Below are 22891 nucleotides of genomic sequence, written 5' to 3' on the forward strand. Positions count from 1 at the left end.
CAATGCAATCGGAGTGCTTTTCGGGGATGACGGCGACCACAATTCAACAGAGGGGATCGATGCTGGGTTGTAGCGCTTTCTGCCGCGCCAGCATGCAGGCGCCGTCCAGTGCGGTTCCCAATGGCGGAATTTGCCGATTTTGATGATCCGGATGTAGATGCGGGCTGAGCTTGTCCGCCAGACCGCCAAGAATGGCCAGTGGCAACTTCTCATCACCACTGGCAGCCTGAATCAACCGGTCCACCTCTGCGGCGGTTTTTCCGATGATGTCCCGCGCCAGCGGACATTCCGGCAAATGGCTGAATGCCGCCGGGGCAAGTGCTGCGTATTCACGGGATCCTGCCCGCTGCAGCCATGGCAGAATTTGCGAACGATCTTTACCAACCTCGGCCATTACCTGCTGGCATAGAGCGCTTACGGCTTTTCCGCGAGTATCCAATTCCCACAGCAGCGCGCGCACCAGGCTTTTGCCAATTGCTGCACCGCTGCCTTCATCGCCAACCGCCAGTCCCCATCCACCGTATTGATGGATTTTACCGTCGCGCCCAAGTCGCATGGCCACCGAACCGGTGCCGATAGCGACCATGACGATCGGGGTACCGGCTCCGGCCCCCAGTAGTGAGGTCTGTGCATCCGAGGAAATCTGAACGCTGGCAAACCCCAGGCTGCAAAGGCGCTGACGAAGCTTCTCCGCCGAAGCCGGGTTACCGGCGCCGGCGACGCCACAGGCCAGGTGAACCTGATTGGGGCGAACCCGTTCCCGCGCCAGCACCTGTCGGCTCAGACCCGCGATATTGTTGATTGCACCATCGAGATCCTGGGTAAGTGAGCTCGCGCCCGACTTGAGCGTGAGTCGCTCTCCTTGCGAGTCCTCGAGGCGGGCCAATGTCTTGGTCCCACCACCATCTATCCCTAGAAAATATGCGCTCATAGTGTGCGTACTTGCGTTATCCGTTAGCCGGGGTCTGGTTGTTGATGGCCGCGTTTTCTTCTGCCAGCTCGGGCGCTGGCCTTCCCAGGTTGCACACAGCAAAGGAGGCCAGCGTGCCAAGACAAAGTTGCCAGGGGAATGCAATAACCAATGGCTCATCAGTGCCGGTAAGCAGGGTGATCATCCAGGGTTGCTGAAGCAGGGTAACCACAAAGCCGACAGCCAACGCCCAGCCGACACTGCTGGCATTGCCGCGGCCGGTAAACAACGCGGTAAAAAACACACCCAGGAGTCCCGAGTAAGCGAACACCATCACCGAGAGGGCAAAGGTAATCAGAGGCAGGTCGCTCATCTGCTGCCAGTAAAAACACAGTATCGCCATGCCACCGAGGGTGCCGGCCACAATTGCCATACCCCAACGCCCTGCGCGTACAAAGTGCGCGGCCGGTTTTTGCACCTTGCGCTGACTCAACCAGTGCCGATACAGGTCTTCCGTGAGCACGCTGGCCATGGAATTCAGGCTGGAGTTAAGTGTGGACAGCGCCGCGGCGATCACGCCGATGGTGACCAGACCGCGCAGACCGGCGGGCATTTCATGCAAGACGTAGTGCATAAACACGGTGACGTCGCCACCACTGGGCTCGGAAACACTGGCGCCGGCCATCAATTCGGGGGACTGGTAAAAAATATGCAGTAGCAAGCCGATACCCATGAATACCGCCATGACAGGGACCACCATGACGACAGAGTAAAGCACCGCACGGGCACCATCGCGGGGAGTCTTGCAGGTGAGGATACGCTGGGTAACATCCTGGTCGAGGCCGAATGCCGCGATATTGAGAAGGACAAAGCCGGTGAGTGTGGCCCAGAGGTTAAAAGGATTACTCAGATCCCAGCCTGTATCTATCAGCGTCAGTTTGGAGGCGCTGCCATCGGACGGGGAGGCCAGTGCCGCTGCGATCTGCCCCAGATCAGCGGGAATCTGCCAGAGCAGCACCGCCACCACCGCGATGGCGGCACTGACGTAAACACCGCATTGCAGCACATCGCTTTGAATAACTGAGCGCACGCCTCCGATGAGTGTCTGTAACAGGCCTGCTGCACTGAGTAGAATGACTGCAGTTACCACGTGATGCGCGGCAATATCGTTAAACAGGATCATGGATACTGCGATGGCCGCCATGTACAGCCGTGCACCACTGGCAAATACCCGGCCCAGCAGATAGATTCCACCGGCGCGATGTTTTGCCTGCTCCCCGAAGCGGGTCTGCAGTAACTCGTAAACCGTGGTGACACGGTTGGCGTAAAAGCGCGGTATCAGATAACGGGCGACGACGATTGCGGCGATTACCGCACCCACATTGGTGAACAGGTAGGTAAGATCTCCGCGGTAGCCAAGATCTGGCCCGCCGAGGAAAGTGGCGGCGGACTGTGTGGTGGCCAGAGTTGAGATGGCTACCATCCACATGGGCATGCTATTGCGGGCAAGGAAGTAATCGCGGCTATCCTGCGACCGGCTTTGGCTGAAGTACCAGCCGGATGCGGCCAGTACTGCCAGGTAAAGCGCGAAAATCCCCCAGTCCAGTCCGGTAAACTGCAGTTCCATTATTCAACTCTCATTTTCCCTTTGGTATTGGCACCCGGGATAATTATTTATTCCTGTTATTCTATGCAATTGGTATCATTTATTCTTATGAGGTGCAAAGCATTTTCCATCGGTGGTACCGATAGTGGTAACCTGATTGGCAACTGAGGTACCCGATGAACGGCCCGGGTTTTCGGGCATTGTTACATTTGTCGCGTTAAACACGGCGACACCGAAATAGACCGTAGTTATGGGATCACTGGCTAAAATCCGCGCAATGCGCGACTCCATGTCAAACCACGAACGTCGCATTGCCGATTTTCTTTTGGATAATGTGGAAATCGTGCGTTCGCACTCGTCCAAATCACTGGCTGAACAGGTTGGCGTATCCCAGTCGAGCGTGGTGAAGTTCAGCCAGAAGCTGGGCTACAGGGGCTATTCCGACTTCAAACTGTCATTGAGCGAATCCGTGGCGCGCTCCGCGATGCTGCCCCAGGCGATCCATGGTGATATTGCGTCGGACGATGATCTGGCTACGGTTGCCCGCAAGCTTATAAGTCGAAAAAACATCGCGCTGAATGAAACTGTGATGGCGAATTCGGAAGAGTCTCTTGTCCGGTCTGCGCAGGCGCTGCGCAAGGCGAAGCGTATTTTGCTATTTGGTGTAGGGGCGTCATCGCTGGTGGCACGGGACGTTGCTTACAAGTTGATGAAGCTGGGCAAGTCGGTACTGATCGAGAGCGATACCCATGTACAAGTGGCTAACGCGGCAACCCTGGGGAAGGGGGATCTGGTTTTTGCGATCTCGGAGTCCGGTCTTACCCAGGATGTAGTTCGCGTTGCGCAAGCAGGTGCGGCACAGGGGGCGGATGTTTTGTCGCTAACGCGCTTTACCCGTAACCCGCTTACTGAATTGGCCACCCACAGTTTGTACTGCGTTGCGAACGAATCGGAGGCGCGTAGTTCATCTATTCTCGCTCGCACGGCGCAATTTATGATCACTGACCTGCTGTTTATCCTCATTTCGCAAAAAGACGCTAAGGCAAATGAATTGTTTGAGCGCAGTCGCCAGGCGGTCGAGGTGCTCCGCAGCACGTAAATGTGAGCGCGACGAATTGGTTGGGGTTGTATTATTCGGAAAGGAATAATATATTCTTGTTGTTCGCTCAATTTTGGAATTGTTGCGCTTAGTGTGGCAAGCCCATTCCGCGAACTCTGATTCAGGCGAAGTAAACTCCGGTTTGTCTTCCCTGAGTCATTCACCTTGTACTTCCAATTCTGATTTCCTCCTTGTTGAATTGGCATGGGAGCTCTATAGGGGCTCCATTTTTTCCTCCCTTCTGTGAAGATTTCTCCTCGAGCAAGTCGCGCTGGTGCAAACCGCTGCCCTCTTTACCCGTCTTACACTGCGGTGGAAATGGAAACTGGCGCCCAGATTGCTATTTGCCAGTAGTCGTGAATGCTGTTTTCGAAAAATGACGACCAACAAAAAAGCCCGGGGAAGTTTCCCCGGGCCTTGTCATTTCTCCTGGCGATGGTGATCGCTAGTTATTGATCTGGTTTAGTGGCGGCACCGAATGGGGCTTGCTACTCAGCTTGCTCGCCACACTGGCTTTGATGCGAGCGGCGAGACTGTTGATATCCACCCCGATCCCATACATCGCCGGCACCAGTAACAGGGTCACAAAGAAGGCGACAAATACACCGAATGCAAGCGCCACCACAATGGGTTGCAAGAAGGCCGCCTGAATACTGCGCTCCAGCATCATTGGCAACAGACCGACGATGGTGGTGATGGTGGTCAGCAGAATCGGGCGGAAACGCGCAACACCGGCTTCTACCACAGCCTTGAGCGGTGCCATACCTTTTTCACGCAGGCGGTTGCAGTGGTCCATCAGCACCAGGTTGTCATTGACGACCACCCCCGCGGCGGCGGCGATACCGAAGTAGCTGAAGATTGCCATGGTCATACCGGTAACAGCGTGGCCGAAGATCGCACCGATGAACGCGAACGGAATGGCAATCAGGATCAGGATCGGCTGCGAGTAGCTGCGGAAGGCGATGGCCAACAGGCTGTACATGCCGAAGAAAGCCATGATGTACAGGCCGAGCACTTCCTGGATAAACCGTTTCTCACCCTCTGCCTGGCCCACGGCACCGCGGACGATACCCGGGTAGCGCTTTTCCCAGTTGGGGAAGAAGTTGTCATTCAGGTCCTTCATGATGTCGCCGCGCACATCATCCTTCAGGTCTGCCATCACGCGCGCCGCGCGGTTGCCGTTCCAGCGCTGGATACGTTTGATACCCGGCGCATAGTGCAGTTCGGCGACGGCGAGCAGGGGCACTTCGCGTCCGTCCGATGTGCGCACGCGAAAGTCTTTCAGGCTTTCGATGGAGCGACGGGACTCCAGCGGATAACGCACCATCACTTTGACGTCCTGACCAGCCCGTGGCAGGCGCTGAACTTCTTCACCAAAGTAGGCCTGGCGTACCTGGCGGTTCACATCCGCCAGGGTCAGCCCCAATTTGGTGGCGCCCGGCTTCAACTCGATGCGGATTTCTTCGGAAGCGCCCTCCAGGTTGTTGCGCACGTCGTAAAGGCTTTCGTATGTGCGCAGTTGCTCCTCCAGGTCAGCGGTCGCGGTACGCAGCACATCCAGGTCGGGATGGCGAATGGAGAGCTCGAAACCGGGGCCGCCATTGTTGAACGAGTACTGTACCGAGACCTCTTTTGCGTCCGGGATATCACCGAGTAATTCACGCAGTCGCAGGGCGGCGTCTTTGGCGGACATATCGCGCAGTTCCGGTGGCGCCAGTTTGACGATGGCCATAACGCTGTCGCGACGGGAACGGGTGTACCAGTTTTCGATCAGAACCCCTTTACCGTCGGTGCGCTCGTTCACTTCCTGCTCAAGGCGTTTTTCGGCATCCTGCAGTTGCGCCAGTACTTCCAGTGCACGGCTATAGGGTGCACCCTCTGGCATGACCACATTGACGATCACTTCGTCGGACTCGATTTCGGGCATAAAGCCTTTCTTCACCCAACCGCTGCCGAACATACCGAAGCCAAGCATCATGACGGTGATGAAAATACTCAGCGTCAGGTAGCGGCGATCAACCGCCCACTGGCCAATGCGACGGTAGTGGTTCTGGGCAAAATAGATAATGCGGTCGGCAATATTTTTCTGGATGCGACCGAATCGGCCGAGCTTGGTGCGCGGCTTCAGGTTGCGCAGGTGTGCCGGCAGGATAAACAGGGACTCGATCAGTGAGAACAGCAATGCGAGGATCACCACCCAGGTGATATGGCGGGTGAACTCACTGGTGGAGCCGCTGATAAAAATCCATGGCAGGAAAGCAAAGATGGTCGTCACCACCGCAAAGATCACCGGTTTGGCGACAAGCTGGGTGCCGAGCACCGCGGCGCCCAAGCGACCTTTTTCATCGTTGCCGTGTTCCGGGCTATGGGACTCCGTATGAATACTTTCGCCCACCACAATTGCGTCATCCACAACGATGCCGAGCACAAGCAGGAAGGCAAACGTGGACAGCATGTTGAGGGAAACCCCCATGCTGGGCAGCAGCACAAATGCGCCGGCGTAAGCGGTGGCGATACCGAAGGCGACCCAGAATGCGACTTTAGGGCGCAGACTGAATACCAGTACCAGCAGAACCAGGAATAGCCCCATGAAAGCCGAGGAGCCGATGGTTTCCAGACGGCCCTTGAAGTCCTCGGCGTTGTCGGTCCACAGAGTGAGCTTTGCCCCAGCGGGCAGGGTGTCATTGCGCTTGGCGATCCAGTTGCGGATGGACTCAGAGGCCGTGAGAATGTCCATGGTCTCGGTGCTCATCACCTGCAAAAGCACCGCAGGCTCCCCGTTCAGGGTTGCGAGGATTTCATTGTCTTCAAATCCGTCCACCACGGTGGCGACATCCGCGACCCGGATGGTGCCGCCATCGGCGGTCTGGCGCACGATGATATTGCCGAACTCCTGTTCCGAGTCTGCCTGATTGCGCACCTTTAACTGATAGGTCCCCACCTCGGTACGTACGGTGCCGGCGGACTGATTGATAGAACTCTTGCGGATTGCATCGGCCACTTCCTGAAAGGTCATGCCGTAGCGGCGCAGGGCCTTTTCGCTGACCTCGATGGAGACCTCCTCCATGCGTGTGCCGAACAGGTTCACCACGGAAACAGCAGGCAGGGTAGCTGCCTCGCGTCGCAGTTGTTCTGCCAGCCGCTTCAGTTCCCGCTCACCGAGGTCACCGTGCACGGCGACCCGGATAAACTCCTGCCGGTTTACCCACTGGTGGACCTGCGGGGGTTCAATATCCCTAGGGAACGACGAGATACCGTCTACACGGATTTTCACGTCATTCATAAAGCGAGAGAAATCCACATTACTTTCGGCGAGGATGTACACCTCACCGGAGCCTTCGGAGGAAGAGGAGCGCACCCACTCGATATTGTCCATATCGCTGACGGCTTCTTCGATACGGGCGACGATTTGCTCTTCCACTTCCTGTGGCGCCGCGCTGGGCCAGGAGACACGGATCTCTAGGCCGGGGAAACGAACCTGGGGGTCCATTTCCCGCTCCATACTCATAAACCCGATCAGGCCCGCTACAAAAATGCCAATCATGGCAAGGTTGGCGGCGACGGGATTGCGCGCCCACCATGCAATCAAACTATTCATTGATGGGCTCCCTTAGTTTCTGGCCAGATGGGTGATCGGCTGTACTTTCATACCGTCGACCGCGTTGGCAACCGTGGAGGTCACCACGCGCTCGCCGTCGGCAATGCCGCCCGCGAGCACCACTCGGTTCTGGGAGGTGGACAGCACATCGACGGTGCGGATATTCAGTTCATCATTTTCATCCACCACGTAGACCTTGTCGGCACTACGCAATGCTGATCGGGGAACGACCACAGCCTGCTGTTCCTGTTCGCTTTCCGCTTCGGCGGTGACAAACAGGCCTACTGCTAATGGTGCACCGTCACTGGCGCCCGCGCCGTAGGGGTCTTCCACTTCTGCCACGGCGTAGATCAGGCGTGTCTGCTGATCCACCGCCGCCTGGGTGCGGACGATTCGTCCCTGCCAGGAATGTTGCCGCTGGCCAATTTGTGCGGATAGCGTCACCGCCGGGCCGGAATTCTTGTCACCGGCTTCAAAGCCCATGGGAAGGTTCAATTCCAGCAGCTGGGAGTCGGTTAGGGGGAGGCGTATCTCAACGCGGTCGGTAGCGAATACCCGGCCGAGTACGGTACTTGGTGTCACATACTGGCCGATACCGATATCACGGCTTGCAACCCGCCCGCGAAACGGCAACCGGATTTTGGTGCGCGCGAGATTCAGTTTGGCGTTGGCGAGCTCGGCTTTGGCGGAACGGAGGTTCGCTTCCGCTTCCAGTACCTGCGGTTTGTTGACCTGCAGAGGGGAAGGCTGTTTGTTCGGGTTTAGCTCGAGCCATTGCTGGCGTTTGATTTGGGCCGCGGCCTGGGCCTGAAGGAGGAGGACCTCCGCCTGCGCCACCCCGGCCTCGGCGCGCGCGAAAGCGAGGCGGTAATCGGAGTCATCCAGCTGGATCAGGGTTTCGCCGGATTCGAACCCCGCGCCTTCCGCAAAGCTGCTGGCTACAGAAATAATGCGTCCGGAAACTTCCGGCGTCAGTTCAATTTCTGTGTGCGCGCGGACTTCACCCTGTGTGGTCACCGCGAGATGCACGGCCTCCTGTCTGGCCTCCGTATAGACCAGTGAAACTGGCCGTTGCTCTTCTACTTTTTTCTCTGGCGCCGGCTTGGAGGCAGACATAAGTTGTACAGCGCCAAACCCCAGTGTTAGTACGATCACTGGCGCGGCAGCCTTCATGATTCGTTTCTTCATTGCTCTCATCCTGCCTGGTTCGAATTAATCGCCAACAGTCCCGTTGGTGTGTGTGGGTGATAAAACCACGGAATTGCGAAGTCTTGCCACGGCCCATAGTCGAGAGGAGCTGGATCCGCGGTAAATGGTCTGTGTAACGATTTTATTGACCACGCGAGGTGCGCGATTGGATGCACCGGAGGAGTAAAATTTTTCTGGGGCGAATACTCGCGTCAAACGGGTTGATGGCGGACGGGAGTCCTCGGCGTGCTACAAAGCCGATCGCAGCGCGCCAAACCACCGCTTCGGCGAATCCAGAAAGTGCTTCCAGGGCCTTGTCATCCAGGTTCTCAGTTTGGGGTGCTTGGGAGATGTGGCTGGCGGTGTCCGGGTGCTTTGCGTTATTTTTCGTGGATATCAGCGGTTAACGATTGATGATCAACAAATAGTGGAAAACGCGATGAACAAGATACTTTTTATTTTCTCCTGCTTGATTTGCCTCTCTTCGGGCGTCCAGGCATCTGAACCGGCTGAGTTTGCCATCGTCATCCACGGTGGTGCCGGTACTATCGAAAAGTCGAAGATGACTCCGGAAAAGGAGCGCGCCTACCGGACCAAGCTACAGGAGGCCATTGACGCGGGGTATGCGGTGCTGGAGAAAGGCGGTGCAAGCCTGGATGCGGTTGTCGCTGCGATCAATATCCTCGAAGACTCGCCCCTGTTCAACGCGGGTAAGGGTGCGGTATACACCTACGAAGGTGCCCACGAGCTGGATGCCTCGATTATGGATGGCCGCGATCGGCAGGCGGGGGCGGTTGCCGGGGTAAAACGGGTAGCCAATCCCATCAACCTGGCGCGGATGGTGATGGAGGATTCCCCGTTCGTGATGCTGGCGGGAGAGGGCGCTGAGGCGTTTGCACGCAGTCGCGGTGTCCCCATGGTAGACAACAAGCGTTTTGATACCGAACAGCGTCGCCAGCAACTGGAGCGGGCAAAAGAAAAGCTGGATAAGGAGAACAAGCAGGACAAGGATTACCGGGCGGCGGTAGATAGCCTGCCGGTCCCCTTCCGTATGGGCACTGTAGGTGCGGTCGCACTGGACAAGCAGGGTAACCTGGCGGCGGGTACGTCTACCGGGGGCATGACCGCGAAGCGCTTCGGCCGGATCGGGGACTCCCCGGTAATCGGTGCGGGTACCTTTGCCGATAACGCCTCATGTGCGGTATCTGCCACGGGGCACGGGGAATACTTTATCCGCTACAACGTGGCCGCGGATATCTGCACCCGGGTTGCGTACCAGTCCAAGTCCGTGGCCCAGGCGGCGGACGAGGTCATCAATGAGGTGTTGTTGCCGGTGGGTGGTACCGGTGGCGTGATTGTGCTGGATGCCAAGGGCAATATCGCGCTGACCTTCAATACCAAGGGGATGTATCGTGCCAGCCGGGTGGCTGGGCAGCCCGCGCAAGTGGCGATCTTTGGCAAGGATTGATCAGGGAGATCTGGATGGCGCCCCCGGGTGGACTCGAACCACCAGTCCGGACTTAGGAGGTCCGTGGTTTATCCTGTTAACCGACGGGGGCCGGTGAGGGCGCACATTCTAGCGACTGTCGCCGCGCGTGTCATGGGGAAGGGGCAGCGTGCTTCCCTTTCTGGATAGGCCGGACACGAGGCGGCGTTGTCTGGCAGGCCTCCAGTGTCTTTTTTACCTTATGGCTCGCCCTGTTTCCTTTCCCTGGGGCTCTCTCTTCCTCCCTCTACGTTGACAAAATTGCTACCCACTTCTCATTACTGAACATGAATGTCACCGAGGGTAACGCCAGATTGCGACCGGTTACCACTGTGAGCAAATAGTAACCTGCTGGGCCGGCGGTCTTTTTCCGGGGGGATTTTGAGAAAAACGACCGCAATTTGGTAACAAATAGCCGTTATTTTTGCGCTTGACGCCATCCGCCGCGGAGAGACTTTTCCCGCCGGAGGGGCGTACTGCTGTGGCGTGTGTAACCTTGTGAAAAAACTTGTTTCCACAGCGAAAAAGATGCTTGACCGGAAAAGTCAGAGCTGGCTAATCTGCGATTGCACAACAAAAACAGACAAAGTGTTTCTGCCTTGGCAGATCGAGATTGTGGAGTTTTCTATGAGCGGCAACGTTATCGAAAATGACATGGATTTTGATGAAAACGATTCCTCGACGGAAGAGGATCTACTGTATACCCCTCACAATCCCAGGGACGCCCGCCGGATGGTCGAAGACAAGCTGGAGGAGATGCGTCTCAGACGGGAATTGATGGATTTCCAGTACGATTTTTAAGCCGACAGGAATTTTCAGACCAATTTGCGCATACCGGTGTATGTCCGGTTTTAGACAGTGAGTTACCCGACCGTTTTGAGCATTGCGCCTCTAACAACGGGGTAGGCCTCTCCCAAAAGGAAAAGGGTGCCTTGCGCACCCTTTTTTCGTTTGTGGGTGTGTGGGGCGAACGACGTGGTCCGGCACCAGTTTTCACACCCTCCGGTGGGGTGTATATTGGGCGCAGGCGTCAGGAAAGGAAGGAAAAGGGACCTTCAGATGGTAGTTTCCGACAGGTATGACAGCAGGGTGACTTCGGAAGTCTCGGAAAGCGGTGATGCACTGATCATCCGCGTGGCCGGCAATTTCGATTTCAATATGCACCGGGAATTCCAGCGCGCCTATCGCAATGTGTCGCCGCCGCCCAGAACATTCCTCGTAGATCTCTCCGAAACCGATCATCTGGATAGCGCAGCGCTGGGTATGTTGCTGCTGCTGAGGGATTACTGTGTGGAAGTGGCGAGCGCGGGCACCCATCCGCAGGTGGAATTGATGAATGCCAACGCACACGTCTCCCACATACTGTCGGTCTCCAACTTCGACCGGATTTTCAGCATACGCTGAGGGGCACGATTGCTGATGGCTGCCTTTCGCGTCCTGATTGTCGAGAGCGATGCCAAGGAGGCGGCAGAGCTCAGGCAGCTGATCCACAGCTGGAAGTACACCGCAGCCACCGGAAACAGATTGCCCACACGCGTCGAGGTGGCGCCGGATATAGCTGTTGCTCTGGAGACCTACGAAGAATTTCTTCCCAACCTGGTGATATTTGGCCCCCTTGCGGTGGCGCAGGTTACCAGTGGCGACATCCGCCAATTGCGCCAGAGCGGCGGCATTGAGCCTGTTCCCATTCTGTTTGTACAGGATCTGTCCTCATCCTCCCGGGCGCCTGCCGAACCGCCCACCGATTGCGACGATATCCTTACCAAGCCCTACAGCCCGCCACTGGTGCGGTTAAAGCTCGCGTCCATCCGGCGCTTCTGTGAGTTCAGCCGCTCATTGATGGCCCAGCGGGACCGCCTGCGGCGACATCATGCAGATTTCTTGCAGGAGCAGGCCAATGCGCGGGAAATTTTTGGCAATCTCGGCAATGAAAGCTGCCTGGACGGTACCCCGGCTATTCGCTATCACCTCTCACCGAGGGCGGTACTGAACGGGGACGTGCTCGCGGCTACCTATACGCCAGACGGTAAGCTGGTGCTGATGCTGGGGGACTTTGCCGGCCATGGCCTCGCGGCCGCAGTCGGCGCGGTGCCCCTGACATCCATTTTCTATTCCATGATGCCCCGCGGCTTCTCGATGAGCCGGGTGCTGCGGGAGATGAACCGCAAACTGCACGGCATCCTGCCGCGGCAGATGTTCTGTTGCCTGGCCATGCTCGAGCTGGATCCGCGGCGCAACCATCTGCGGATCCTCAACGCGGGCATGCCCAGCCCCTGCCTCAAACGCACCAATGGCGAGCTGCACCTGCTCGAATCCCGGCATTTGCCCTTCGGTGTGCTGCCCTCCGATCAGGTGGATACGTCGATCGTCAATCTGCGGGTGCTTCCCGGGGACCGTCTGTATCTGTGGAGTGATGGCATCCACGAGGCACGCAATAGCAAGGGGGAGCATTTTGGCGAGTGCCGTTTGATGGCGCTGTTGCGCGCGGATGGCAACAGTGCCCAGGCGTTTGACCAGATCCTGATGGCGGTTAACGCACATGCCGCAGAGCAGCACGATGACCTGTCTCTCGTAGAGCTGGATCTGACCGACGATTCTCTTAAAAAGAGCGGGTGCCCTGCGGCGGACCAGTCGGGAGATCGCCGGGGTGGGCGGGTCGGCAACTGGTCGATGCGTCTTCAGGTCACCCAGGAGGAGTTGCGCGAGGCAGATCCACTGCCACACCTGCTCGGTGTACTGGCGCAGATGCCCGGTGCCGCGCGTTTTCAGGAAGACCTGGCGATCGCGCTTGGCGAACTGTTTCGCAATGCCCTCGAGCACGGCGTACTGGGGCTGGATTCTTCCATCAAGAATACCGATGACGGTTTTGTGCGTTACTACGACCTGTTGGCGGAGCGCCGCAGTGGGCTGCAGGATGGGTGGATAAGTGTCTCACTCAGCTGTAGTGAGGGTAAGCAGGGCGGCACATTGGTACTGGTGGTGGAAGATAGCGGCAGCGGGTTTCCGGAAGTTCGGGAGCCCACAGGGGTTTATGCGGGCCGGGGGCTCAACCTGTTGCATACGGTGTGCGATGAGGTGAATTACTTGCCGGGGAGTAGTCGGGTGGAGGCGGTGATTCGCTGGGATGCGGCGGAACAGGATCACGATACAGCGGAAGCGCATCGCAATGCCATACAAAACACGCCACTACCGGTATAATGCCGGCTACTTTTTCATCAAGTGCGGTGCACAATGGCATCTGGACCAGCGGAAACAGCTAGCAGTCGATCTGTTGACCTCGCCCTGAGCGCGCGGGCGCTCTCCTGTGAGCGGGACGGTCGCTCTCTTTTCGAGGGCCTGGAATTCGAGCTGGCGCCGGGTACCGCGCTTCAGATAGAAGGTGCCAACGGTGCAGGCAAGAGCACCCTGATCCGCACACTGATCGGCACGGCCTCAGATTTTTCTGGCGAAATCCTCTGGCAGGGTAAACCGTTCCCCGCGGCGCTTCCCGCACTGCGTGCATCCCTTCTTTATATAGGTCACAACGCCGGTGTGCGGCGCGGACTTACCCCCCTGGAAAACCTGGCCTGGTACGGGGCTTCCGGCGCAGCTGCGATGGCGGCGCTGGATGCGGTGGGTCTGTATGGGTTTGAAGATGTGCTCTGTCAGCAGCTTTCCGCCGGGCAGAATCGCCGGGTAGCTTTGGCGCGACTGTATTTGCCAGAAGCGCCCGCGCTGTGGATTCTGGATGAGCCACTCGCGGCCCTGGATGTCGCCGGGGTTGCCAGCCTGGAAGCGCAGATGAATCTGCATATGCAGGGTGGGGGCTGCGTTCTGCTTACCTCGCACCAGCCGGTAGCCATTGCGCCGCTGGCAAAGGTCAACCTGGCAGATTTCCAGCCCTGTCGCGATGCATCGGCGGAGTGGGCGTATGCGGGCTGATGTGGTGAAGCAATATGGCGGTGCAGGGGAGAGCGGGATGAAGATTGAAGCCGCAACCGCATCAGTGCGTGTCGCAGGCTTTTACACCCTGTTTCGCACCGAGTTGACCCTCGCTGTGCGCCGCCGTTCCGATATCTTCAATCCGCTGCTGTTCTTTGTCACCGTGCTGGCGATGATGCCGCTCGGTATAGGTCCGGAACCCGAGATGCTCGCACGAATGGCAGCCGGCCTGATCTGGGTGATGGCGCTGCTGGCGACACTCCTCTCCCAGGAGTCCCTGTTCCGTGGTGATTATGAAGATGGCTCCCTGGAGCAGTTGGCACTGCAGCCACAGCCTCTGTACTTTCCGGTGCTGGCCAAGGCGCTGGTGCACTGGTTGGTGACCGGCTTGCCGCTGGCGTTGCTGTCGCCCCTGCTGGGCATGATGTTGAATCTGGGGGAGGCGGGTTACTGGCCGCTGTTTGTCTCCCTTGCGCTGGGCACCGCGAGCCTGAGCCTGATCGGTGCCGTGGGTGCTGCCCTGACCGTAGCGCTGCGGCGTCCGGGCCTTTTGCTGGCGCTGATTATTATGCCGCTCTATGTGCCCGTGTTAATCTTCGGCACTGGAACGGTGCAGGCGGCCCTCGACGGCTACAGTTACGGCCCGCAAATGGCAATTCTTGGCGCAATTCTGGCAGCCGCAGCGGCGCTGGCGCCGCTGGCGGCTGCTGGCGCCATTCGCATCAGTCTCGAAAACTGACCCTTTTACGTACATTTCACGATAGCGGTGCGGGAAATGGGGAACAGAAGGGCATAGGAGTACTTATTTTGTCCTGGCAATGGTTTCACAGATTGGGATCGCCGCGCTGGTTTTATCAGAAAACCAGTGCCTGGCTGCCGTGGCTGGGTGCGGCCAGTCTTATACTGCTTTCTGTCGGTATCGTCTGGGGGCTCGGGTTTGCGCCGCAGGATGCCAAGCAGGGCAACAGTTACCGCATAATCTATATTCATGTTCCCGCGGCATTCCTCGCGCTTGCCGGTTATTACATCATGGCCTTCTGCGGTGCCATCGGCCTGATCTGGAAGATGAAGCTTTCGTTCGTGGTGATGCGCGCGGCGGCGCCAATCGGTGCGGCGCTCACCTTCATTGCTCTGTTTACCGGCGCGGTATGGGGCAAACCAACCTGGGGCACCTACTGGGTATGGGACGCCCGCATTACATCCATGCTGATCCTGTTCTTCCTTTATCTGGGGGTCATGGCACTGTCTGGCGCCTTCAGCCGTGAACAATCCGGCGACAAGGCCAGTGCATTGCTGGCGCTGGTGGGGACGGTCAATATTCCGATCATCTACAAGTCCGTGGACTGGTGGTTCACATTGCATCAGCCGGCGACCCTGAAACTTACCGAAGCCAGCACCATTGATCCCAGCATGTTCTACCCGCTGATCACCATGATTGCCGGCTTTTATCTTTTTTATGCCTGGGTGCTGACACTTCACACCCGCAGCCTGATCCTGCAGCGCGAGTGGCGTACCCAGTGGGTGCGCGAACTGTTCGCGCCAGCGGCGCGGGCTTGAGGGGGCTGCCATGCAATTTCAATTTGATAGTTTTGCCAGTTTTATTGCCATGAATGGCCACGGCCCCTACGTCTGGTTTTCTTATGCCGTGGCACTGCTTGTCCTGGTGGCACTGGTGGTGCTGCCGCTACTGCGCCAGCGCCAATTGCGCCGGGATTTCGGCCGGCAAATGCGCCAGGAAGAGGCGCGTCGTCGCGCGGCGGAAAATCGCCAGCCGCAGCCGGAACATGCAACCGGGTCCTGAGCCCGAATGGCTCCGCAGCTGTTTTTAAAAAATCGATGTATAACAGGTCAATCATGCACCCAGCCCGTAAACAACGACTGATTCTGGTGGTTCTTCTGGTGGCACTTTCCAGTGCCGCCGTGGGTTTTGTCGCCTATGCGATGCGCTCCAATATGGACTACTTTTATGCGCCCAGCGCTTTTGCTGCCGGTGAAGTGCCATTTGAAAAGCGTATCCGTGCCGGTGGCTGTGTGGTGCCGGGCAGTATCGTGCGTGACAGCGACTCCCTCGACGTGCGTTTTGCCCTTACCGATGGCGATGCAGAGCTGGAAGTGGTGTTCGACAAGATTCTGCCGGATCTGTTTGCCGAGGGTGAAGCCGCGGTGGTGACTGGTAAGTTGCAGCAGGATGGCTACGTGCGCGCAGACCAGGTGCTGGCCAAGCACGATGAATCCTACACGCCGCCAGAAGTTGCTGAGTCGATGCGCGGTGAGGCGAAATGCCATGGAGACGCCAAGATATGAGTCCTGAGCTGGGTCACTTTGCCCTGATTGTTGGTCTACTGCTCTCGGTTGCGCTGTCGGTAGTGCCGCTGCTGGGTACCTATACTGGTCGCGTACTGTGGATGGATACCGCGCGCCCGCTTTCTCTGGGGGTGCTCGCATTCACCGCAGTTTCCTTTGTCTGCTTGACCGTGGCGTTCGTAAACAGCGATTTCACGGTTGCCTATGTGGCGCAAAACTCCAACAGTATCCTGCCGATGATCTACAAGATCACCGCAGTTTGGGGTGGGCACGAGGGCTCAATCCTGCTGTGGTTATTGATGCTGGCGGGCTGGACAGCTGCGGTCGCCCTGTTCAGCCGGCAGCTGCCGGAAGTGCTGGTAGCCCGGGTGTTGTCGGTGCTCGGTATGCTGTTGATCGGCTTCTTCCTGTTTATTCTGCTGACCTCGAATCCCTTTGATCGGATCCTGCCGTTCCCGCCCAATGACGGCAGCGACCTGAATCCGCTGCTGCAGGACCCGGGCATGATCATTCACCCGCCACTGCTGTATATGGGGTATGTGGGTTTCTCGGTGGCCTTCGCGTTTGCCATTGCGGCGCTGCTGGAAGGGCGCCTGGACAGTGCCTGGGCTCGCTGGGCGCGGCCCTGGACGGCGGTCGCCTGGTCTTTCCTCACCCTGGGTATAGCCCTCGGCAGCTGGTGGGCCTACTACGAGCTGGGTTGGGGCGGCTGGTGGTTCTGGGATCCGGTTGAAAACGCATCCTTTATGCCGTGGCTAGTGGGAACGGCGTTGCTGCATTCCCTGGCAGTGACCGAGAAGCGCGGGCTTTTCCGCAGCTGGACCATCCTGCTCTCTATTTTCGCCTTTGGCCTCAGCCTGCTGGGGACCTTCCTGGTGCGCTCCGGTGTATTGACCTCGGTGCATGCCTTCGCCACCGATCCCCTGCGCGGCGGATTTATCCTGGCGTTCCTGGCGGTAGTGGTGGGTGCGTCCCTGTTGCTGTTTGCGGTGCGCGCTCCGGCAGTGAGTGCCGGCAGTGTGTTTTCCGTGCGCTCCCGGGAAACCTTTCTACTCGGCAATAACATCGTACTGATTCTGATTATGGCGGTAGTGATTACCGGCACCCTGTACCCGCTGCTCGCCGATGCATTGGGCTGGGGCAAGATCAGTGTGGGACCGCCCTTCTTCAACATGTTCTTTGTTCCCCTGATGCTGGTACTGAGCCTTCTGCTGGGGCTCGGCATCCACGCCAACTGGAAAGACAGCCAGATGGGCAAGCTGGCGAAGACCTGGGGTGTTCCTGCGCTGGTGGCAGCGGTCGCGGCACCGCTGGTGACTCTGTTGGCGGGTGATTTCCACTGGGGCGCGATGCTCGGTGTGTTTGCGGGTCTGTGGGTGATCGCCTCCAGTGTGGCGGATATGCGGGTGAAATCCCGCAATGCTGAGACACTTTGGGCTGGGCTCAAGCGTCAGCGTGCCAGTTACTACGGTATGCACCTGGGGCATATTGGTCTTGCTGTTTCCATCCTCGGCGTGGCGCTGACCACCGTTTACAGTATCGAGAAAGACCTGCGCATGTCGCCGGGGCAGAGTGCAGCGCTCTCCGGCTATGAGTTTACCTTTGAGGGGGTGCGTCAGGTTCGGGGGCCGAATTACCGGGCTTCCGAAGGTGTGTTGATGGTGCGCAAGGATGGTCGCCTGATTGCGGAGTTGCTGCCCCAGAAACGCAGTTACCTCTCCGGTGGCAACATCATGACCGAGGCGGCCATTGATAGCGGGATGTTCCGCGACCTGTACGTGGCGCTGGGTGACCCCATGGATAAAAGTAACCTGGGCGGCGACTGGGCGGTGCGCCTCCAGTACAAGGCTTTTGTGATCTGGATTTGGCTCGGCGCGGCGCTGATGGCGTTGGGTGGCGCCATAGCGGTCGCGGACAAGCGCTACCGCAAGGTCAAAGCGGTGCGGACGAGCAAGGTGGCCGCTACTGGCTCTGCAAATGGCTCCCTGGCCGGGACCTGATTCCGGCCCGCTTCACCAAAAGCCAGACTGAATTAAAGGATTGCGACGCTCGATGGCCAGGTTAAAACTGTTTCTGCCTCTGATTATTTTTGCTGCGCTGGCGCTGTTGTTCTGGCGCGGGCTCTCTTTGAATCCCCAGGATATGCCCTCGGCGCTAGTGAACAAGCCGGTGCCGGAGTTCACTTTGCTCGATGTGGAATCCAACCGTGAGCTGAAAAAGAAGGATCTGCCCAGCAAGCCGCTGCTGTTGAATGTATGGGCTACCTGGTGCATTTCCTGCCGGGTTGAGCACCCGTATCTCAATGAACTCGCCGCGGGTGGGGTGCCCATTGTCGGTATCAATCTGAAGGACGATAACGAAGCGGCGCAGAAGTGGCTGGAGAAATTCCACAACCCCTATCTGTTTTCCGTGTCGGATGTAGAGGGGCGCCTGGCGCTGGATCTCGGTGTGTTTGGTGCGCCGGAGACCTTTCTGGTGGATGCGGGTGGAACCATCCGCTGCAAGCATGTTGGTGTCGTCGACGACAAGGTGTGGCAGACCAAACTGCAGCCCCTGTACGAGCGTTTACAGAATCAGGAATGGGACGAATTTTCTGGTGAGTTATCAGATTCCCTGCTCGCCCGTTGTCACTGAGACGGAAGAGAAAAAGAGCCGTTTTATCTGCTGGCTGGGGCCAGTTACTGATAAAGCGGCTTTTTTGCATGAACTCGAAATAATCCGCTCTCGCTATCCCGATGCCTCACACCACTGTACGGCGCTGGTGATCGGCAACCCCTCCAATCCGCAGACGATGCAGTCCGACGATGACGGTGAGCCCGGTGGCAGCGCCGGGCGTCCGATGCTTGAGCTGTTATTGAAGCAGGGTGTGGGGAATGTCGGCGCGATTGTCACGCGTTATTTTGGTGGCACCAAGCTCGGCGTGGGCGGTTTGATGCGCGCCTATCGCGGGGCAGTGGGCGCGGCGCTGCAGTCTGCCGAGTTGACGACCTTCATTCCATTGCTGGCGGTGCGGATTGTGTGCGATTTTGCAGAGGAATCCCGCGTACGTTTTCTGGTTGCCCAGTGTCGCGGTGTTTGTGAAGACGCTGCTTACACCCACCAGGTGAGTGTGCCGGTTCAGCTTCCGCTGGATCAGTGGCCTGTGCTCAGGGCGCAGCTACAGGCGGAGGGTATCCGCTTTGAGGAGCTCGAGTCGACCTGACGCGTTCACCCTGGGTTGGCCGTTGCGCTGGCGATGATCTCCTCGGCTTTCTTGCCTTCACCGAGCATTCTCGCCCCACCCGGTAAAACCAGTGCCGAACCCGTCGCCATGGCGACGCGTTTCCCCTCCGCATTGGTGACAACACATGAAGATACCCGCAACTGGCGTCCGCGGTGGTGGACTCTTGCGATCAGCTTGAGTGGCCCCGAGTCTATGCTTGCTGCGCGGGTAAAACGGATATGCATATCCAGGGTGGCGAACAAGTCCCCCGCCGGGAGCGTGGAATAGACTGCCGCTCCCATGGTGAAGTCCGCCGCCCACGCGAGTAACCCGCCATTGATCGAAAAGCTGCCGTTTGAAAACCAGGCCGATGATGGCAGCGTTGCCTCGCAGTAACCGTCCTCGATTGCGGTGGCCCGGTATCCGGTAAATAGCCACACCGGATGAGTGCGTCCCTCTTCGACGGTGGCTTTCTGCAGGTCAATGGGAGTCCATCCCGCCAGCTCGTGCAGGTTACAGAAATTAGAAGATGGTCCCGGGCGCAGGTACGGATCTTCTGGAGTTGTGGGGCCGAGATCGGGTGCGGGAAAGTCCGCGTCGGCGTCTACGGGAAAATCCATGATCAGGCAGCGCGAGCTGCCAAAAGCCAGTGTGCGTCCCTCCTGATCGGAGATCTGCACGGTAGACAGTCCCACCTGGCTTCCCGAGTGCACGGTGGTGGCATGACCGATGATATTCCTGGTCTGCTCAGTGATCGGGCGAAGAAAGGACATGTTGAGCTCGGAGGTGGTCAGTATTTTGGAGGCGGGCAGTGTGGTCCAGATTGCAGCGGCCAGCGGTGAGTCCGCAAACAGGGCATAGATACCACCCCAGTAAATACCGGTGCCATCCGCCAGCCAAGGAGATATGGGCATGGAGAAGGTCGCTTTGCCCAGCCCGGCCTCGATAGGGTGTAAACCCGTCAGCCGCCAGATAGGGGGTAGCGGGAGGTCGCCGCGAATATAGCGCTTGAAGGTCTGCAGCCCCTCCTGCTGCAGGGCTCTCAAATCTGCAATGGCGCCGCGGTGGGGCTCATCGGTAATGTTGGGCATCGACTTCTCCCTGTGTATCGCAGAGATACGGGAGAAATACTAGGGTCGCATGGGGTAAGGTGTTAATGGCGCAAACAAAAAAGGCCCACACTTTCGTGTGAGCCTTTTCTGTATATGGCGGACCGGACGGGACTCGAACCCGCGACCTCCGGCGTGACAGGCCGGCATTCTAACCAACTGAACTACCGGTCCGCATTCCTGACTTTCCTTTGAGCAACCTGCCGAGCAGATGTAAAGGATAGTGGTGGGTGGTACAGGGGTCGAACCTGTGACCTACGCCTTGTAAGGGCGCCGCTCTACCAACTGAGCTAACCACCCCGCGTCAGGAGCTGCGTATAGTAATGATATTTTTTGGGGCGTCAACGCTTTTTGGAAATATTTTTGTGATTCAATGAGTTAAGTGCGATCGCGGGCAGTTGCGGGCGGCGGGTGAAGCACCGCAGAGGTATGTAGTGGCGCCGCCTCACTGTTATAATTCGGCCACTTTTTACTGGAGTAATTCCGTGCTGATCAAGATCCAAAGGACGTCGCTCATTGCCATGCTGACCCTGCTGGTTGCACTGGTCATGCCCTTTTCTGCAGTTCGCGCCTCGGTGGAGGTGGAACCGCTTTCCACGCCGGAACTGCAGGCGCGCTATCAAGTGCTGATTGAGGAGATGCGCTGCCCCAAATGCCAGAATCAGAATCTGGCCGGCTCTGACTCCATGGTGGCTACGGATTTGCGTCGCGAGATTCGCCGCCTGCTGGAAGAAGGATTCAGCGACCAGGAAATCAATGAATACATGGTTGCCCGCTACGGTGACTTTGTTCTGTATCGGCCCCCGCTGCAGCGCAACACCATGGTGCTGTGGCTTGCGCCGGGTATCTTTGCGGCGGTCGGGCTGCTGACCCTGATCGTGATCGTGGTGCGCTCGCGCGGTGGTCGCGGCGGCCGACAGAATGACGAATCTGATGAATTGAGCGTGGAAGAGCAGCAGCGTCTCGCGCAGCTGCTCAACACTGGTGAACAGGGCGGAAGCAAAACCAATGACTGATCTCTGGCTGATACTGGCATTGCTGATGCTGCCGCTCGCGTTTTTCATTGCCTGGCCCCTGCTCAGTGGGCAGGGCAAGGCGGCGTCTGCATTGTCGAATGATGCGGATACCAACACCCAGGCGGCACTGTACCGGGAGCACCTGGCTGAATTGGAAACGTCTCGCGCCAGCGGTGCGGTAGATGAAGCCCAGTACCTATCCTTGAAAAACGAGCTGGCGCGCAAACTGCTGGCGGAAGAGGGGGGATCCTATCGGGTTGCCCAGGCGCGCAACGGTGGGCGGGGGCTCTTGTTTGCACTCGCGTTTGCGCTGCCCTTTACCGCGGTGGGGCTGTATTTTTACTGGGGTGCTCATCAAGACCTGTCCCTGCACCGTGATCTGGTGGCGAGCCAGTCCGGTGAAACCGATATGGTGGTCGAGGCCCGTATTACCCAGCAGTTGAAAGCGCGTATTCAGTCACACCCGCAGGATATTTCCTCCCGCTATGTGCTGGCCCAGCGTTTGCTGGTGAGCAATGACCTGCAGGGTGCGATTGCGCAGTACCGCTATATCGTGGCTCATGAGCCCGAGGCGGCGAATATTCGTGCGGAGCTGGCACAGGCGCTGTTCTTTGGCAATGGGTCAAAGATGTCGCCGGAGGTCCTGCGCGAAGTGGATCAGGTACTTGCGATCCAACCCAGCAACACAACCGCCCTCGGCCTGGCCGGAATCGCGGCGTTTGATCGCGAGGATTATGTGGCTGCCAGGGATTTCTGGCAGCGCGCACAAGCGCAGATGGCCCCGGGTTCCAGTGCCGCTCAGGCGCTTGCCGCCGGCGTTGCGCGGGCGGAAAAGGCGATTGCCGACGCCGGCGGACAGGTGGTGGTCAATGAGTCGCCGGAAGCTGGCTCCCCGGAGGGCGCGGAGAGTGCCAAGGGTTCAGAGGGCGCGGCCAACCGCATCGCGCTCAAGATCACCCTGCCGGATAGCGTGCAGTCCTCCCCGGACACCCCGGTATTTGTTTACGCCCGCACCGCCGACAGCCCTATGCCGGTGGCGATTGTGCGGCTGACCGCAGCAGACCTGCCAGCAGAAGTGGTGCTCGACGAGTCCCGCGCGATGATGCCCGGCCGCAGTCTCAAGACCGTGGACGAGGTGGAACTGGTTGCGCGACTGGCGATCAATGGTAATGCCCGTCCGGCACCGGGGGATTGGCAGGGCGAGGTAAAAGGCCTGGCCCGTGCCGACTGGGGCAAGCCGATCCATATCTCCATCAACGAAAAAATCTGACCCTGCCTGTTATTCAAATAGTACCGTGCCCCGTCCGCAGTGAAAGTGGATGGGGCGGTCAAAAATAGCGCTGAAACCGTGCCCGCAGCCATGTACAATCGGCGGTTTGCAAAGACAAATCGGCGATCTGGCTGCCCGGCGGCCGGATCCCTCCTGTAATTACAACGAAGAGCGTTCGGCGG

At 58.3% G+C, this 22891-nt stretch carries 20 protein-coding genes and 3 tRNA genes; 15 read left to right on the forward strand and 8 right to left on the reverse strand.

Going from position 1 to position 22891, the window contains the following annotated elements:
* Positions 1-43: 43 nt before the first annotated feature.
* On the reverse strand, positions 44-931 hold the full coding sequence (locus tag HUW35_RS13750) for a BadF/BadG/BcrA/BcrD ATPase family protein (protein ID WP_181252840.1): 888 nt from the start codon (positions 929-931) through the stop codon (positions 44-46).
* A 16-nt stretch (positions 932-947) separates the two neighbouring features.
* Positions 948-2537: a sodium:solute symporter gene (locus HUW35_RS13755; RefSeq protein WP_181252841.1), complete on the reverse strand. Its 1590-nt coding sequence runs from the start codon at positions 2535-2537 to the stop codon at positions 948-950.
* Positions 2538-2766: 229 nt separating this feature from the next.
* On the opposite strand from HUW35_RS13755, the gene HUW35_RS13760 reads away from it, so the two are divergent.
* Entirely contained in the window at positions 2767-3615 is an 849-nt protein-coding gene (locus HUW35_RS13760) for an SIS domain-containing protein (protein ID WP_181252842.1), read from the forward strand.
* Positions 3616-4060: 445 nt separating this feature from the next.
* Here HUW35_RS13760 and HUW35_RS13765 read toward each other — a convergent pair whose 3' ends face one another.
* Both HUW35_RS13765 and HUW35_RS13770 read right to left on the reverse strand, forming a co-directional pair.
* Positions 4061-7213 (reverse strand): efflux RND transporter permease subunit, encoded by a 3153-nt coding sequence (locus HUW35_RS13765; RefSeq protein ID WP_181252843.1) that lies wholly within the window; start codon positions 7211-7213, stop codon positions 4061-4063.
* Between the two features lie 12 nt (positions 7214-7225).
* Positions 7226-8401 (reverse strand): efflux RND transporter periplasmic adaptor subunit, encoded by a 1176-nt coding sequence (locus tag HUW35_RS13770; RefSeq protein ID WP_181252844.1) that lies wholly within the window; start codon positions 8399-8401, stop codon positions 7226-7228.
* 439 nt (positions 8402-8840) lie between these two features.
* On the opposite strand from HUW35_RS13770, the gene HUW35_RS13775 reads away from it, so the two are divergent.
* Entirely contained in the window at positions 8841-9869 is a 1029-nt protein-coding gene (locus tag HUW35_RS13775; protein ID WP_181252845.1) for an isoaspartyl peptidase/L-asparaginase family protein, read from the forward strand.
* 15 nt (positions 9870-9884) lie between these two features.
* On the opposite strand, the gene HUW35_RS13780 is transcribed toward HUW35_RS13775, so the two are convergent.
* A tRNA-Arg gene (locus HUW35_RS13780) sits at positions 9885-9960 on the reverse strand.
* Between the two features lie 554 nt (positions 9961-10514).
* Between HUW35_RS13780 and HUW35_RS13785 the strand changes: the two genes are divergently transcribed.
* From HUW35_RS13785 to HUW35_RS13835, 11 genes are all read left to right on the forward strand, one after another.
* The gene (locus HUW35_RS13785) at positions 10515-10688 is read left to right on the forward strand and encodes a PA3496 family putative envelope integrity protein (protein ID WP_181252846.1); all 174 of its coding nucleotides are present in this window, start codon (positions 10515-10517) and stop codon (positions 10686-10688) included.
* Between the two features lie 258 nt (positions 10689-10946).
* Positions 10947-11291, forward strand: coding sequence for an STAS domain-containing protein (locus HUW35_RS13790; protein WP_219932575.1), 345 nt, complete (start codon positions 10947-10949; stop codon positions 11289-11291).
* 15 nt (positions 11292-11306) lie between these two features.
* Complete coding sequence (locus HUW35_RS13795; RefSeq protein WP_181252847.1) at positions 11307-13085, forward strand: fused response regulator/phosphatase; 1779 nt, start codon at positions 11307-11309, stop codon at positions 13083-13085.
* Between the two features lie 33 nt (positions 13086-13118).
* Positions 13119-13808 (forward strand): cytochrome c biogenesis heme-transporting ATPase CcmA, encoded by a 690-nt coding sequence (gene ccmA, locus HUW35_RS13800; RefSeq protein ID WP_181252848.1) that lies wholly within the window; start codon positions 13119-13121, stop codon positions 13806-13808.
* A gap of 37 nt (positions 13809-13845) precedes the next feature.
* Complete coding sequence (ccmB, locus tag HUW35_RS13805; protein WP_181252849.1) at positions 13846-14547, forward strand: heme exporter protein CcmB; 702 nt, start codon at positions 13846-13848, stop codon at positions 14545-14547.
* Between the two features lie 68 nt (positions 14548-14615).
* On the forward strand, positions 14616-15365 hold the full coding sequence (locus HUW35_RS13810) for a heme ABC transporter permease (RefSeq protein ID WP_305075937.1): 750 nt from the start codon (positions 14616-14618) through the stop codon (positions 15363-15365).
* A gap of 10 nt (positions 15366-15375) precedes the next feature.
* A complete protein-coding gene (ccmD, locus tag HUW35_RS13815) occupies positions 15376-15609 on the forward strand; it encodes a heme exporter protein CcmD (protein ID WP_181252850.1) in 234 nt (77 codons plus the stop codon).
* Positions 15610-15662: 53 nt separating this feature from the next.
* Positions 15663-16112 carry a cytochrome c maturation protein CcmE gene (gene ccmE, locus HUW35_RS13820; RefSeq protein ID WP_181252851.1) on the forward strand — a complete coding sequence of 150 codons (450 nt, stop codon included), beginning with the start codon at positions 15663-15665 and terminating at the stop codon, positions 16110-16112.
* Positions 16109-18112: a heme lyase CcmF/NrfE family subunit gene (locus HUW35_RS13825; protein ID WP_181252852.1), complete on the forward strand. Its 2004-nt coding sequence runs from the start codon at positions 16109-16111 to the stop codon at positions 18110-18112. Before ccmE ends, HUW35_RS13825 begins: the two co-directional genes overlap by 4 nt.
* A 52-nt stretch (positions 18113-18164) precedes the next feature.
* Positions 18165-18746: a DsbE family thiol:disulfide interchange protein gene (locus HUW35_RS13830; protein WP_181252853.1), complete on the forward strand. Its 582-nt coding sequence runs from the start codon at positions 18165-18167 to the stop codon at positions 18744-18746.
* Complete coding sequence (locus HUW35_RS13835) at positions 18709-19314, forward strand: YigZ family protein (RefSeq protein ID WP_255463309.1); 606 nt, start codon at positions 18709-18711, stop codon at positions 19312-19314. Before HUW35_RS13830 ends, HUW35_RS13835 begins: the two co-directional genes overlap by 38 nt.
* Positions 19315-19319: 5 nt before the next feature.
* Here HUW35_RS13835 and HUW35_RS13840 read toward each other — a convergent pair whose 3' ends face one another.
* From HUW35_RS13840 to HUW35_RS13850, 3 genes are all read right to left on the reverse strand, one after another.
* Positions 19320-20405 (reverse strand): PaaI family thioesterase, encoded by a 1086-nt coding sequence (locus tag HUW35_RS13840; protein ID WP_181252854.1) that lies wholly within the window; start codon positions 20403-20405, stop codon positions 19320-19322.
* A gap of 115 nt (positions 20406-20520) precedes the next feature.
* Positions 20521-20597 (reverse strand) — tRNA-Asp (locus HUW35_RS13845).
* A gap of 50 nt (positions 20598-20647) precedes the next feature.
* Positions 20648-20723, reverse strand: a tRNA-Val gene (locus HUW35_RS13850).
* Between the two features lie 185 nt (positions 20724-20908).
* Here HUW35_RS13850 and HUW35_RS13855 point away from each other — a divergent pair.
* Together HUW35_RS13855 and ccmI are read left to right on the forward strand one after the other, a co-directional pair.
* Positions 20909-21439: a cytochrome c-type biogenesis protein gene (locus tag HUW35_RS13855; protein WP_255463310.1), complete on the forward strand. Its 531-nt coding sequence runs from the start codon at positions 20909-20911 to the stop codon at positions 21437-21439.
* Positions 21432-22709, forward strand: a complete 1278-nt coding sequence (gene ccmI / locus HUW35_RS13860; protein WP_181252855.1) for a c-type cytochrome biogenesis protein CcmI — start codon at positions 21432-21434, stop codon at positions 22707-22709. The genes HUW35_RS13855 and ccmI overlap by 8 nt, the downstream gene beginning before the upstream one ends.
* The last annotated feature ends 182 nt before the right edge of the window (positions 22710-22891 follow it).

It is taken from the genome of Microbulbifer sp. YPW1 (assembly GCF_013367775.1).
GTDB lineage: Bacteria > Pseudomonadota > Gammaproteobacteria > Pseudomonadales > Cellvibrionaceae > Microbulbifer.

Coding starts and splice junctions, on each gene's coding strand:
- HUW35_RS13750 (WP_181252840.1), bottom strand. CDS start 931: ATGAGCGCATATTTTCTAGGGATAGATGGTGGTGGGACCAAGACATTG.
- HUW35_RS13755 (WP_181252841.1), bottom strand. CDS start 2,537: ATGGAACTGCAGTTTACCGGACTGGACTGGGGGATTTTCGCGCTTTAC.
- HUW35_RS13760 (WP_181252842.1), top strand. CDS start 2,767: ATGGGATCACTGGCTAAAATCCGCGCAATGCGCGACTCCATGTCAAAC.
- HUW35_RS13765 (WP_181252843.1), bottom strand. CDS start 7,213: ATGAATAGTTTGATTGCATGGTGGGCGCGCAATCCCGTCGCCGCCAAC.
- HUW35_RS13770 (WP_181252844.1), bottom strand. CDS start 8,401: ATGAAGAAACGAATCATGAAGGCTGCCGCGCCAGTGATCGTACTAACA.
- HUW35_RS13775 (WP_181252845.1), top strand. CDS start 8,841: ATGAACAAGATACTTTTTATTTTCTCCTGCTTGATTTGCCTCTCTTCG.
- HUW35_RS13785 (WP_181252846.1), top strand. CDS start 10,515: ATGAGCGGCAACGTTATCGAAAATGACATGGATTTTGATGAAAACGAT.
- HUW35_RS13790 (WP_219932575.1), top strand. CDS start 10,947: ATGGTAGTTTCCGACAGGTATGACAGCAGGGTGACTTCGGAAGTCTCG.
- HUW35_RS13795 (WP_181252847.1), top strand. CDS start 11,307: ATGGCTGCCTTTCGCGTCCTGATTGTCGAGAGCGATGCCAAGGAGGCG.
- ccmA (WP_181252848.1), top strand. CDS start 13,119: ATGGCATCTGGACCAGCGGAAACAGCTAGCAGTCGATCTGTTGACCTC.
- ccmB (WP_181252849.1), top strand. CDS start 13,846: ATGAAGATTGAAGCCGCAACCGCATCAGTGCGTGTCGCAGGCTTTTAC.
- ccmD (WP_181252850.1), top strand. CDS start 15,376: ATGCAATTTCAATTTGATAGTTTTGCCAGTTTTATTGCCATGAATGGC.
- ccmE (WP_181252851.1), top strand. CDS start 15,663: ATGCACCCAGCCCGTAAACAACGACTGATTCTGGTGGTTCTTCTGGTG.
- HUW35_RS13825 (WP_181252852.1), top strand. CDS start 16,109: ATGAGTCCTGAGCTGGGTCACTTTGCCCTGATTGTTGGTCTACTGCTC.
- HUW35_RS13830 (WP_181252853.1), top strand. CDS start 18,165: ATGGCCAGGTTAAAACTGTTTCTGCCTCTGATTATTTTTGCTGCGCTG.
- HUW35_RS13840 (WP_181252854.1), bottom strand. CDS start 20,405: ATGCCCAACATTACCGATGAGCCCCACCGCGGCGCCATTGCAGATTTG.
- ccmI (WP_181252855.1), top strand. CDS start 21,432: ATGACTGATCTCTGGCTGATACTGGCATTGCTGATGCTGCCGCTCGCG.